General features: G+C 73.6%; 4 protein-coding genes. All 4 read right to left on the bottom strand.

Going from position 1 to position 13,702, the window contains the following annotated elements:
• Positions 1-16 precede the first annotated feature (16 nt).
• Complete coding sequence (locus AB0G01_RS06735; RefSeq protein ID WP_360940480.1) at positions 17-427, bottom strand: succinate dehydrogenase hydrophobic membrane anchor subunit; 411 nt, start codon at positions 425-427, stop codon at positions 17-19.
• A gap of 2 nt (positions 428-429) precedes the next feature.
• On the bottom strand, positions 430-852 hold the full coding sequence (gene sdhC, locus AB0G01_RS06730) for a succinate dehydrogenase, cytochrome b556 subunit (RefSeq protein WP_360940478.1): 423 nt from the start codon (positions 850-852) through the stop codon (positions 430-432).
• Between the two features lie 208 nt (positions 853-1,060).
• Positions 1,061-2,329: a YrhB domain-containing protein gene (locus tag AB0G01_RS06725; protein WP_360940476.1), complete on the bottom strand. Its 1,269-nt coding sequence runs from the start codon at positions 2,327-2,329 to the stop codon at positions 1,061-1,063.
• Positions 2,330-2,382: 53 nt separating this feature from the next.
• Positions 2,383-13,686 carry a toxin glutamine deamidase domain-containing protein gene (locus AB0G01_RS06720; RefSeq protein WP_360940474.1) on the bottom strand — a complete coding sequence of 3,768 codons (11,304 nt, stop codon included), beginning with the start codon at positions 13,684-13,686 and terminating at the stop codon, positions 2,383-2,385.
• Between the last annotated feature and the right edge of the window lie 16 nt (positions 13,687-13,702).

Here is a 13,702-nt window from a genome sequence, read left to right as displayed (position 1 = left end):
GACTCCCCGCGGCGGGTCAGGAGGTGATGTTGGGGTCGAAGGTGAAGATCACGTACGAGCCGAGGGCGATGATCAGCACCATGGACGCGTAGAGCAGCACCTTGAGCCAGAACCGGGTGGCATCCTTGCGGGCGTAGTCGTTGATCACGGTGCGCAGTCCGTTGCCGCCGTGGATCTGCGCCAGCCACAACATCGCCAGGTCCCAGAACTGCCAGAACGGCGAGGCCCAGCGGCCCGCCACGAAACCGAAGTTGATCCGGTGCACGCCGCCGTCGAGGATGTTCATGATGAACAGGTGGCCGAGCACCAGCACGACCAGCGCGATGCCGGACACGCGCATGAACAGCCAGCTGTAGAGCTCGCCGTTGCCGCGCCGGGCGGCGGGGCGGCGCGGGGAGCGCGGCTTCGCCAGGGTCAGGTCGCTCATGGTCAGTGACCCCCGAACATGTCGGACACCGTGCGGACCACCATGAAGTAGGTGCCCGGGATCATCACGGCCACCCACACGCCGAGGACCGCCCACAGCATCGGCCGCTGGTACTTCGGACCCCTGCCCCAGAAGTCGACGAGCATCACGCGGATGCCGTTGAGCGCGTGGTAGAGCACCGCGCCGACCAGTCCGACCTCGAACAGGTTGACGATGGGGTTCTTGTAGGTCTCGATGACCTTGTCGTACGCGTCCGGCGACACCCGTACCAGGGCGGTGTCCAGGACGTGCGCGAACAGGAAGAAGAACGTCAACACACCGGTGATGCGATGGGCGACCCAGGACCACATGCCCAGATCGCCACGGTAGAGCGTGCCGCCTCCTTTGGAGGTGCCCGACCGCTCTGTTGCGGTGGTGCCGGCCATGCGCAACGGCCTCCAGCGTCAGTGGTGGACTGGTCTCCCCGAGGTGAAGGGGACCTTGACCCCCGGATGCTAGTCCCGGGTGGTCTGCGCGACCCAACGGCCGCCGCCGTCTGTGAGCGACGAGACATCCACCGCGCCCTGGATCAATTCACCTCGTGGTGTGACGTGCCCCACCTGTGCGGAAGGGTGTCCACAGCGGACGCCGGAGCTACCGGTAGTGCACCACGTGCAGGGCGAGCACGCCCTCCTCGGTGAGCTCGACGGGCTCTGCCCGCAGCCCGTCGACCAGCTCCAACCCGCCTTCGACGCGGCGCGCGTTCACCACCAGGCCCACCGTCTCCCGGCCGCGCCGGTCCCGCCGGCGGACCCAGACCAGGCCCGCCGAGCCCGGCGGACGGCCGCCGAACTCGGCGAGGACGTCACCCCACCGGGTGTGCGCGCTGGTGCCGGTCACCTCGCCGAGCCGGCGCGTCGTGGGCCCGAACCAGGCGGCCGGTCCGGGCGCGGGCGTCGCGGTCAGGTCGTCGTCGCCCGCGTCCCAGCGCGCCAGCCACGGCCACGGGTCGGAGTTGGGCAGCCCGAACGGGGCCTGCCGCGCGTCCTTGGGCACCACCAGCGCGGCGTCCAGCATCTGGTCGCGGGCGTCGCCGGAGGCCAGGAAGGCGCGGGTCGTGCAGGCGAACAGCCAGCCCCGGTCGAGCTCGTCGGCCGGATCGGGGTCGACCAGCACGACCTCGTCGCCGTAGGTGGCGGCCAGGTGCCGTTCCGCCCTGCGCACGGCCTCGTCCAGGGTGCGGAGGTCGGGCGCGGGCGCGGGTCGCGGCCGGTGGAAGCGGGCCAGGACCAGCTCCTTCACCGTCGCGGTCTCCAGGTCGGCCGGTCCGCCGCGCAGCCCGTCCAGCACGGCCACCCCGCCGCCGTCGTGGTGCGCGTAGACGAGGTGCCCGGTGACCTCGACGCCGGCCAGCTCGCGCCGCACCCACACCACGCCCCGGGTGTCCGGGCCGCCGTCGTGGACCGCCGACACCACCTCCGACCAGTCCTGGCAGGCGGACACCTCGCAGTCCCCGAAGTGGTTCCCGCGCAGCCGGTCCCACCAGCCCGGACGCTCGTCCCCCGGCCGCCACGGCAGGGCGGACGCCGGTGCCCGGTCGACCACCGAGTCCACCACGACCACGCAGTTGCGGGCGTTGACCCGCCACACCCAGTCGCGCTCGCCCGGTGCGCGCCAGTCGCCGGGGCCGTCCTCGTCGAAGCCCAGGTCGGCGAACGGCCGGTCGTTGGGCAGCGGGAACGGCGCGTCGCCGTTCTTCGGCACGGCGACGGAGGCGGCCAGCATCGGCAGCGACTCGTCCCGGAAGCGGCAGCCGTAGACCGCCACCCGCGCGGTCTCCAGCACCGCGTACCGGGTGGGTTCGGCCGCACCGCCGTAGACCCGGTCGAGCCACTGTTCGGCAGTGCCCCGTGGTTGCGTCACACGCACCTCATCGGTTGGTCGTCTCATCGGGCCGGTCGGTAGGGTCACCGAGGCTAGGGCACCCGGGCCGGCGCGGCAGTGCCGGACGCGGGCGGGGGCGGGGGCTGTGCCGGTGGGGGCTGGGCAGGTGGGGGCTGGGCAGGTGGGGGCTGGGCAGGCGGGAGCTGGGCAGGCGGGAGCTGCGCCGGCGGCAGGTGCGGCAGCGGGATGTACTGGATGCGGGTCGCGGTGTGCTCCAGCCTGGCCGGCAGGTGCGTCTGCGCGTCGTAGAACGTGATGCCCCGGCCGTCGTTCCAGCCGTTGAACACGTGGGCCGAGCCGTCGTCGCGGGTGATGCCGACGCTGACGTGCCGGCCCGGCTGCTCGCCGAGGTGGTCGACCACCTGGTGGTAGTTCGCCGCGTCCCGGAACCGCGTGCCGAAGTGGTTCTCCAGGTAGCTGCCCGGCTGCGGTCCGGTCAGGGCCGGCGCGGGGGCCGGGCGGCCGTGCAACGCCTCGTGGGTGGCGATGACGCAGTTGGTGCAGTTGACGTTGTGGCCGGCGACGTTGTTCCGGAACTTGTCGCGGTTGATGGCCGCCAGCCCGGGGTACTGGTCGTCGGCCCAGGTGACGGCCGCCGCGTCGTCGGCGAACGCGCCGTGGTGCTTGGTGTCCGGCGGCAGCCACTTCCGGAGTTCGGCCTGGTAGACCGGGTCCTGCCGGGTGTGGAGCCGCTGCTCCGACTGCCTGCGCTCCTCGGTCTGGCGCGTGTCGAGCTCGTGCTCCACCCGCGCGCGCTCCCGCTGTTGGCGGTCCTGGAGCTCCTGCTCGGCGGTCTTGCGCTCCCGGTCCTGCCGGACTTCCAGGTCCTGCTCCACCTTCTGCCGCTCGGCCTGCGCCGCGCTCTCGAACTCGCGCTCGGCGAGCCGGCGCTGATCCTCCCGCCAGGCGGTGAACCGCTGGTCGGCCTGCTGCCGCTCGGCCTGCTGCGCGGCGGCCAACCGCTGTTCGGCGCTCTGCCGCGAGTGCTGCTGGTGGGCGGCGAGCTGCTGCCGCAACTGCTCCACGGCGACGGGGGTGATGCCCGGCTGCGTGTGGACGTGGTGGACGAACTGCTGCTGCTCGGCCGCCTCGCGCCGGAACACCTCGTCGCGCACGCGCTGCTGTTCGGCGGCCTGGCGCTCGGTGATCTGCTGCACGGCCCGCGCCTGCTCGACGCGCATCCGCTCGGCGAACCGGTTGCCCGCCCCGGTCCGCTCGGTCGCCTGCCGGGCGAGCACGTCGGCGGCCACCTCAGCGGCCTCGGTCGCCAACCGGGTGGTCAGGGCCAGGCTCTCGCGCTGGTGCTCGGCCTGCTGCGCGGCGGCCAGGTTGGCGGACGCCTGCGACTTCTCCGCCGCCTGCCGGGACAGCACCGCGTTGCGCTCGGCGGTCCGCTCGGCCAGTTGCCGGGCGGCCAGGTCGCCGACCGCCTGGTCGCGCACGGCCTTCCGCTGCTCCGGCGTGAGGGCCGGGGCCGGGGTGGCGGGCGCGGTGGCCGACGTCGCGGCGGGGGTGCCGGCGGGCGGCGCGCCGAAGCCGCCCCCGACCGTGCCGCCCCCGACCGTGCCGCCCCCGACCGTGCCGCCCCCGACCGTGCCGCCCCCGACCGTGCCGCCCGGGTCCGGTGCGCTGCCCCTGCCCGTGCCGCCCAGGTCCGGCGCGCTGCCGAACATCCGCTGCGATCCCTCGGCGCTGGTCGTCGTCCGGTCGCCGGCCGGTTGTCCACCGCTGCCCGGGGAGTTCGGTGGCTGCGGGTCCGGCGCGGCCCCCGTCGGAGCCGGAGCCGGTGTGGCGTTGAGGGTGTCGATCCTCCGCTCGACCTCCCGCTTGGCGTCCCACCAAGCCCGTTGGGCGGCCTCCGCGTCGGCCCGGCTCGCGGCCAGCCGCTGCTCGGCGGCGGCGAGGCTCTGCTCCAGCCCGGTCAGGGCCACCTCGGCTGCCCCGTGCGCGGCTCGGGCCCCGTCGAGCGCCCTGCCCGCCGCCTCGACCGCCGCGTCGGCGTCCGCGAGGGTCCGCTCGGCGGTCTCGACCGCCTCGGTCCTGGCCTCGACGTCGGCGCGCGCGTCCTCGAACCGGCTCCGCGCGTCGCCCAGCCCGGCCTCGGCGGCGACGATCTCGGCCTGCTTCCCGGCGGTCTCCCGGAGCCGCTCCCGCACCTCGGGGAGCTGCCCGGTCAACCGGTCGAGCTCCTGCCGCTTCGCGGCCAGGTCGCTGTTCGCCGCGTCGACCTCCCCGGCCAGGTCGGTCTCCACCCGGTCCGGTGCGGGGGTCTCGCCCGCCACGGGGACCGGGCGGTCGGCGAGGTGGTCGGCCCACGCCCGCTGCGCCGCGCGCGCCGAGTTCTCGGCGGCCTCGACGTCCTCGGTCGCGGTGCGGAGGTCCTCGGTCAGGTCCGCCAGGGCCCGGTGCCGCGCCTCGACGGCCGACTTCGCGTCCGGCAGGGCCGTGTTCGCGTCCGCCAGCCGCCGGTCGGCGGCCTCCACCTCGGCGAGCCGGTCCGCCAAGGTCTCGGTGGCGGTGTCGAGCTCCGACTTCGCGGTGTCGAGCCGCTCGGCCAGGTCCGGAAGCCCGGCGCTCGCCGCGTCGTGGGCGTTCCGCGCCGCCTCGACCACGGCCGCCGCGTCCCGCACGGCGTCCCCGGCGGTGGCGATCCTCGGCGCGAGGTCGTTCACCTGCCCGTTGACGTCGGGTTGGACCCGGCCCAGCGCGACCTCGGCGGTCCGCCACCCGGTCGCGGTCGTCCGCACCCGGTCCTGCGCGCCGGCCAGGTCGTCGAACCCCTTGCCCAGCACGGTTTGCGCGTCCGCCTCGGGCATCCGCACCTGCGCCGCGCCGGGCACCTTCAGCCCGACCACGGCGACCTTGCCCCGGCCGAGGTCCGCGACGACCTGGTACTCGACGTCGAACTCCACCAGACCGGTGCGGCCCTCGCGCTTGAGGTCGTTGATCTGGTTGTGCGTGGTGCCGGCGCTGGTGCCGTCCGACACCTCGCCGCCGTGCCTGAACTCCAGACCGGTGGTGCTGAACGAGACGGCCGGGTTGTCCTTGCTCACCAGGCCCCCGGCGACCGCGCCCACGACGACGTCGTTGAACTCGGACTTCCTGGCGTCGCCGGAGGTTGAGGTGATCGTGCTCCTCGGGTTCTCCAGCTTCACCCCGTCGCTCAGCCCGGCCAGCGACGGGTTGGTCATCTTGGCGTAGACCTTGACGTCGGCGTGCCGGCTGAACGTCAGCGCGGCCTCGTGCAGGCCGGGCACGGCCAGCGGCCCGGCGAGCATGCCCGGCAACTGCGGCTGGAGGGTCTCGGAGCTCAACGAGGACAGCAGCGAGTTCAGCGAACCCGAGCCCTTGGCGGTCAGCGGGGTCCTCGGGTCCGCGTCCGTCAACGCCTTGATCGCGGCTTCCCGCACCTTCGCCGCGCCCCGCAGCGCTTCGACGGACGCGGCCGGCGGCAACGTCGTCCCGTCGGTCCCCGCCTGCCAGCGCCGCACCTCCGCCTCGGTCCGGCCGGGGAGGGACGTCGGGACCGGCGCGGGCGCGGCGTCCCGGTCGGTGCCCTGCCCGACCGGGGCGGGGGTGATCGCGTCCGGGTCCGTGCCGGCCGGGGCCGGGGCTAGCTTCTGGTTGTCCGCGTGCAGCCGGATGGTCATCGGCTTCGGGTCGCCGCTGGTCGCGACCGCGACGGTCTTGTCGCCCCGCTCCACCACCAGTTCGAACCGCACCGGCACGTGGTACCGCGCGACCGGACCGGCACCGACCCGCTTGTGGCCGACCTGCGAGGTCGTGGAGTCGGAGACGGACGTGGTCGTCTGGTGGGCGACGTTGGCCGCCACCGCCACGCCGGCCGAGCCCGACAGGTCCGGACCGGCGGCGGCCGGCAGGCCCGAACCCGGCACCTTCACGCCCGCGCCCCACGCGGTCGTCCGGCTCTGCCCGGTCGAGGACTTGGTGCTGCCGGCGATGATGTGCTCGATGTCGAGGCCGTCGTGCGCCATGCCGGCGAACTGGGGCGTGCCGAGCGTCGCCTTGAGCGTGACCTGGTACGTGTCGGTGCCGAACGTGCCCGGCTGGTGCACCAGCAGCGGGACGCCGCCGTCGATCGCGCTGTCCATCAGCGCCTTCACGCTGGTCGGCGACGACAGGTCCACCAACCGCTGGAGGTTGTTCATCGAGTCGTCCAGCACGGACTCGGGGAAGAGCTTCGGGGCCTGCCCGGCCAGCTTCTCCCGGAGGTCGGGCACCAGCGTGCCGAGCTCGGGCGGCAGCGCCTCGATCAGCCCGAGCCCCAGGGAGCCGGGCAGCGTGGGGTCCAGGTTCTTCGGCGGTGCCATCCCGGGCAGCGGCGCGGGGTTCGCCGCCGGGTCCGGGTTCGCCGTGCTGTCGGGCGCGGGGTCCGGCAGCGCGCCGAGGGACCGGGCGACGTCCTCGTCGACCCGCATGAACACGCCGCCGGGCAGCTCGACCCGCCGGGTGCCGGACCGCACGTCACCCTTGAACGCGGTGTTGCCGTTGCGCGTCTCGGCGACGATCGTGGCGGTCGCGTCGACCCGGACCAGCACCGTGCGCGCGTTCGCGGGGGTGATCTTGACGCGGTCGACGTTGCCGGCCACCTCCGTGCCGGAGGTGGCCTGCTTCGACCACGGCGTCCACTTGCCCAGGACACCGACCGCGCCCTGACCGGTCGGCCCGCTCGACGGCTTCGCGGGCACGTTCACGCCGGCGGTGAAGTCCCACGACGACCCCGTGCCGGTGCTGTCACCGGCCTTGAAGCCGCCGCTGGTGGTGCTCTCCGCACCGGTGTTGTCCGCGATCGACACCAGTCGGGCCTCGCCGAGCTCGAACTTCACGCCGATCGCGCCGGTCCGGTCGTTGAGCCGGCGGCTGTGCTTCAAGCCGCCCTCCTGCATCCCGGTGTCGATCAGCCGGGTCAGGTTGGCGCGCAGGTTCTCCGGGCTGAACATCTTGTCGACCTGGTTGCGCGCGTGCGAACCGGGCACGGTCAGCGAGCTGTCGACGCCGCCCGCCGCGTCGGTCATCGCCTCGATCGCGGCCTGCTTGAGCGCCGCGCCGTGGGCGACCGCCTCGACGTGCAGGATCTCCGGCGCGGGCTTGACCGGTGCCGTCGTGAGCAGGGTCCTGATGTCCGCCGGCGGGTTGTCGGCGGTGACCGGAACCGGGTCCGCCGGCTTGAGCGCCGTCGGCGGGGTGGCGAACGTCGAGCTGTCCGACAGCCAGAAGTTGACGTTGCCCGTGATCGGCGGGATGGCGACGACCCCCGCCACCCGCGCGGGCCCGGTCTGGGTGGTCGCGGGGGGCGTCGGCGTGGCTACCGTCCTCGCGACCACCTTGGGCGTCGGGACCTGCGTGTGCGGCGAGCCGGGCGTGATCCGCTTGACCCACGCGCGATTCCGGCTGTATTCGGTGATCTCCACCTTGATCTCGACGCCGTGCCGGAACACCTGGGCGTGCGACGCGCCGACGTTGAGCCCGGAGCTGTTCACCGCCGGACCGGCGGTCGTCTTCACCGACGAGGTGTCGTTGTACCGCACGCCGACGGTCGGCGTGGGCGTGAGGCTGCTCGAACCCGACGTCTTCGGGATCACCGCCTTCGCCTCGACGCCGACGCTCACGCCCTTCTGCGTGGTCGTGGAGCTGTCCAGGCGCGGACCGCTGCCCGCCCACCCGCGCACGTTGTGGTTGTCGACCCGGCCGAGGTGCTCGGTGCTCGTCAGCTCGGCGGTGACCTTGATGTTGAGGTAGTCGTTGGTGAACCGGCCCCGCCGCTTGAGCTGGACGTCGACGCCCGGACCGATCAGGCTGTCCATCTTCGTCTTCAGCGCGGTCGGCGACAGCTCGGCGGACAGCTTGCGCTGGTTGTTCAACCGCTCGACCAGCTCGGCGAAGTTCTTGCCGTTCTTGCGGGGGTCGGAGTTCGTCGCGGTGAACTCCGGCAGGAAGTCCGCCATCCCGGGCAGCTTCGTCAGCGCCGCCTCGACCTCGGCCTGGACGTTCGCGGCGACGTCGAACTCGCCGACCTTGACGTTGGCCCCGCCGATGTCGGAGGCCAGGTACGGCGGCTCGAACCTGGTGTTCGCCGTGCCGTCGGCGGTGAGCCGCGTCGGCCCGGTCGTCGGCACCGGGAGGCCGTGCGCGGCGGCTTCGGGCAGACCGATCCGCAGGTAGGTGGAGACGGTCACCGGCTCGATCGCGCCGTTGGGCGTGCGCACCTCCAGCTTCGCGTCCACCTTGTACAGACCGGACTCGGTCTTCACCTGCACGCCGGCCCGGTTGCCGGTGTTGGTGCCCGAGTTGGACGTCTGGGTGATCTTCGCGGAGTAGCCGAGCACGAGGCCCGCCGTGCCCCCGAGCCGGCCGGGCACCTGGAGGCCACCGCCCAGGGCGGCGGTCACGTCGAACCCGGTCTTCGAGTTGGCGGTGCTGCCGGTGCCGGTGGTGGCGATGTCGTGCAGGCGGAGCTGGGCGTTCTGGTTGGTGGTGATGAGCTCGACGCTCGCCGGGTCGAGCGTGGCCTTCATCTGCACCACGCCCGCGTAGCTCGCGTTCGGGCTCGACAGGTCGGGCGAGGTGACCCAGCCGTTGAGCATCGAGCCGAGGTTGTCGCGGATCGTGGTCGGGCTCAGGAAGTCCTGCAAGGCCGCCCGGCCCGGCGCGCCGATCTTGACCACCGAGGGGTGCAGGCGCTTCGTGACGTCCTCGAACAGCCGCTTCGAGTCGAGGTCGGTGACCGCCTCCGGCGCGGGGTGCTCGATCCTGGCCCCGAAGTCGGCGGCCGGCACCTTCCCGCCCGGCCGCACGTCCGGCTCGGCGGTGATGGTCAGCTCGCTCGGGATCTGGAGCGTGACGCGGCCGTCGACCGGCTTCGCGACGTCCTTCGGCTTGACGACGTTCCCGGCCGAGTCCACCACCTCGACCTCGAAGCTCACCGGGACGGTCGTGACGGACGAGTTCCCGCCCGACCGGATCGCCCGCTGGTCCAGCGTCGAGGTCTGGACGACGGTCGTCGTGCCGGGACGGGCGAGCGCGACCCGGCCGCCCAGCGACCCGTACGGGCCGCCCAGCTCGCCGATGCCGCCCGCCGTGGCGCTGAGGCCGATCTCGCCGGCGGTCGCGACGGTGTTCGTGGAGTTGCCGGTGACCCCGCTGTTCGCGGTGAAGTCGACCTTGGTCGTGGGGCCGGCGGAGGTGACCACGTCGGTGCCGGCCGGCTGGGGCACCAGCGTCGCCCGGACGGTCGCCTCGAACCACTTGTTGCCGACCCGGACCTGGAAACTGCGGCCACTGCCGAGGAGCGTCTCGAAGTTGTTGTCGATCGCGGACTCGATCTGGTCCAGCCCCTGGGTCCGGGCGGGGTCCGGGTCGTCCAGCAGCGCGGCGACCCGCGCCCTGACGTCGGCCGCCCCGTCGACCCCGGTGGCCGCGATCGTGCCGAGGGCCTTCCCGTCCTGGATGAACGCGGGGAGGTTCTTCGAGGGCAGGACGCGCGGGTCGGCCTCGGGGGCGCGGTGGTCGCGGTCGCCGTCCCGGCTGCCGGACCGGTCCTGGTCGGGGGCGACCTCGATCGCGTCCGGGTCGGCCGGCGTGACCCGGATCTCGGGGGTCTGGGTCTGGGCCTGCGGTTGGGACTGGGGCTGGGACTGCGGTTGGGACTGGGACTGGGACTGGGACTGGGGCTGGGGTTGCGGGTTCGCCGAGGTCGAGCCGCCGCCGACCGGCCCCATCTCGGTCGACTCGACCTTCGTCCGGCCCGCCCCGGAGAACCCGGGCAGCCTGAACTTCAGCGCGTTCGGGAGCGACGGGAAGTTCGGTGCCTTCCGCGCGGGGTTCGCCCCGGTGTCCGGGTTCGCGCGGTCGAAGATCGTGGTGCGCGCGCCGGTCTCCGGGTCGACCTTGATGACCTTGTCGACCTTCGGGTTCGCCTGGAGGGCGGGGAACTCCGTGGTGTCGAAGACGTTGTCGACCCGGCGGTTCCCGCCCAGTGACACGTAGACGTCGCCGGACGCGTTCTCGGCGAAGAACTTCGAGGCGTTGTCCCAGATCCGCTGCGACTCGGGGTCCCGCATGGTGAACGTGGGCATCTCCACGTTCGAGTCGTCGAGCTTGTCCTCCAGGGTGGTGCCGCCGTCGCCGAACGCGTCCTGCCCGGCGATGTTCATGATCGTGTGGATCTTGCCGTCGTACCCGGTGAAGTTGCCCGACCAGAACCACGCGCCGTCGGTCCTGGTGTCCAGCAGCGCTCTGAACTCGGCGTCGGTCAACGTCCGGGGGTCGACGACCGGGTCGGTGTCGACGTCGGCGCGGTAGCCGGTGTCGGTGTCGCTGGACGGGTTCGCCGCCGGGGCTGGGTCGCCCAGGTCCGCGAAGTCCGGGATGTCCGCACCGCCCGGCGGAACGATCGGCGTCGGCGAGTCGGTGTCCGACCGGACGTCGTGGGAGCTGTTCGGCTCGACGTCGGCGTCGTAACCGCTGCCGGTCCCTGGGCTGCTTTCCTTGGGCCGCTTGGTGCTGCCCTCCGGGTCCGGCGAGTGGGGGCGCTTGTGGCCGCCGTCCGGCGGGTTGTTGGGGGGCCTGTTGCCCGGGTGGCGCGGCGCGGGGGCGGTCGCCGGGCCGGTGGTGTTCGGGTTGACCGGCGGCGCGTCGAGGTTCGCCACGCTGGTGGGCGTGATCATCTCGGTGGAGGGGCCGCGCTTGTCGATCAGCCACAGGTCGCGCGGCTTCACCGCCGCGTTCGGGCCGGCGTGGGGACCCATGATGCCGTTGTCGTCGACGATCCGGCCGGTGCCCACGGTCTCCGTGGAGCCGTCGAGGTGGGTGACCCGCTTGCCGTCCGAGTGCTGGAAGACGCTCGCGTCGGGGTTGCCGACCTCGCTGTAGACGTCGTCCAGCCCGCCGAAGTGGCCGCCGATCTCGTGCGCGAAGTGCGCCGGCGTGGCGTCGATGGGCAGGCTGAGCTGGTTCGGGCGGCTGCCCGGCGGGGCGATCCCGATCCGGCCGGTGGCGTCGCCCGGATCGGGGGTGAACTCGATGTTCACGTTGAGCTGGTCGCCCGAGGGCAGGCGCAGGCCCCGGTTCCAGAAGTCCGCCACGCCCTTCTTCGCGTTGTCCGCGAAGTTCCGGAGCTCGGCGTCGGTGAAGTCCGCGCGGTTGTCCAGGTGGAGTTTGAAGTTGTGGTCCTGCACCACGGTCGGCGCTTTGCCGTCGCCGTTCGGGAACTCGATCCGGCGCACGTCGAACGAGATCGGACCGCCCCAGGCCGTGAAGTCGAACCTGGGTCGGCCGTCGGGGCCGATGGTGATCCTGCTGTCGTCGGTGAGACCGCCGGACTCGCTGGTGAACCGGGTCGGCGGCACCTTGCCGCGCACGGCCGCGACCGCGTCCGGGTCCACCGGGTTCGGGTGGGTGGCCCACTCCGTGCCGGGGTCGCCGATGCTCTTGTCGCTGTGCCGCCAGCTCTCGTCGTTCAGGATGCGGTCGGCGTCGGTCCGCTTCGGACCGGCCACCGGCGGGACGTCGGTGCCGGACTTGCCGTGGGGGGACGGCGCGGTGACCGGTTTCGGTGCTGCGGGGGCGGGCGGGCCCGGGTTGCCGGGTTTCGGTGTGCCCGGGGTCGGTGTGCTCGGGTTCGGGGCCGCACCGGGGTGGGGCGTCGGTGACTTCGTCGGTGCCGGTGCGGGTGGGGGAGTGGACGGTGACGACGTCGGGGCCTTGCTGATGGTGCCGTCGCCGGCCTTCGGCGGTGGCGCGTCGAACGTGCCCTTGCCGGGGCCGCTCGTGTACCTGCTCGAACGCTCGCCCGCGCCCGCCCCACCCGGTGTTCCGCCCATCGGCGGCGCGGCGGCCGGCGGTACCCCGCCCGCCATCGGGGACGTCGGCGCGGGAGTCGGGGACTTGCCGGCCGGCGGCGCGGTGGCCGTCGAGGTGGGACTGGTCGGCGGCGTCGTCCCGCTGGTCGGGGCCGGACCGGTCGGGGACGGCGTGGTGGGGGACGGCGTGGTGGGGGACGGCGTGGTCGACGGGATGCCCGCCGGTCCGCCGGTCTTCGGTGACGCCCCGCCGCCGGGACTGCCGCCGGGTGAGCCGGCCTGGGTGCCGAGCGCGGAGGTGCCGGGGGCGGTGGTGCCGGGGGCGGTGGTGCCGGTCGGGGAGGGGATGCTCGGAGAGGGGATGCTCGGCTTGGGGGCGGGCGGTGGCGTGGAGGACGTGCCGGTCGGGGCCTTGCTGATGGTGCCGTCGCCGGTCTTCGGCGAGGGTGAGTCGAACAACCCCTTGCCGGGGCCGCTCGTGTACCTGCTCGAACGCTCGGACGCCCCCGCTCCTCCCGGCGCGCCGCCGGGTGCGCCGGCCATCGGCGGGACGCCGCCGAGCGAGGACGGGGCCGCGCCGCCCTTCGGACCGGCCGTGGTGCCGGGTGGCGTCGCGACGGGAGTGCCACCGACCGCTGTCTTCCCACCCGGCGGCAGGTTGGCCCCGCCACCGGGAACACCACTGCCAGGGACACCGCCACCGGGGATACCGCCACCCTTGCCGGCCCCGCCGCCCGGAACGCCACCAGACGGGATGCCGCCCGGCACCCCACCGCCGCCCTTCGGACCCGTGACGGGCCCGACCGAAGGTCCACCCGTCCCCTTGGGACCACCGGACGGTCCGGTGCCGGCACCGCCCTTGGGTGCGCCGATCGGCCCTACCGCCGGTCCGCCCGCCCCCTTGGGACCACCTGCCGGTCCGGTGCCCGCGCCGCCCTTCGGCCCGCCGACCGGGTTCACCGCCGGCCCGCCGGCACCCTTGGGGCCGCCGGGACCGCTCGGACCACCGCCGCCCTGGGGCCCATCGCTCTTCCGGACCGTCGGACCACCGGACTTCCCGCCGCCGCCCGGCCCGCCGCCGGGCTGACCGGGCGGGCGCTGGGCGTTCGCGTCCGGGTTGAACTTGCCGAACTCCCGGCGGCTGTTCTGGTCGGTCTGGACGTGAGTTTCCTGCGTCGCCTTGAGACCCGACTGGACGTTCCCGAACGTCGTCGCCGCCCGCTCGGTCTGCGAGACGGTGTTGTTGTTCGAGTTGTTCAACGCCGGCACCGCGAACAGCCCGATCGGCCCCAGCGCGTTCGGGCTCAACTGCAAGCCCCGCAGGCCGCCGGTGATGGCGGTCAACCGCGCCTGGAAGTCGCCCGCCTTGCCCTGGAGGCCCTCCATGGTGGACACGTTCATGCCGAACCCGGAACCGCCCGTGGGCCCGCCGACCGGCGGCGGTGGCGGCGCGGGCGTCGGACCGGGGCTCGGCGACGGGTTCGGGTTCGTGCCACCGGGGTTCTTGGGAGCCATGAGCGGGGTTCTCCGG

Source organism: Actinosynnema sp. NPDC023587 (assembly GCF_040640215.1).
Lineage (GTDB): Bacteria > Actinomycetota > Actinomycetes > Mycobacteriales > Pseudonocardiaceae > Actinosynnema.
This window is presented reverse-complemented; position numbering and strand designations above follow the sequence as displayed.

What these genes read in the sequence shown, in the direction of transcription:
- AB0G01_RS06735 (WP_360940480.1), bottom strand. Translation starts at nt 427, where the DNA reads ATGAGCGACCTGACCCTGGCGAAGCCGCGCTCCCCGCGCCGCCCCGCC.
- AB0G01_RS06720 (WP_360940474.1), bottom strand. Translation starts at nt 13,686, where the DNA reads ATGGCTCCCAAGAACCCCGGTGGCACGAACCCGAACCCGTCGCCGAGC.
- sdhC (WP_360940478.1), bottom strand. Translation starts at nt 852, where the DNA reads ATGGCCGGCACCACCGCAACAGAGCGGTCGGGCACCTCCAAAGGAGGC.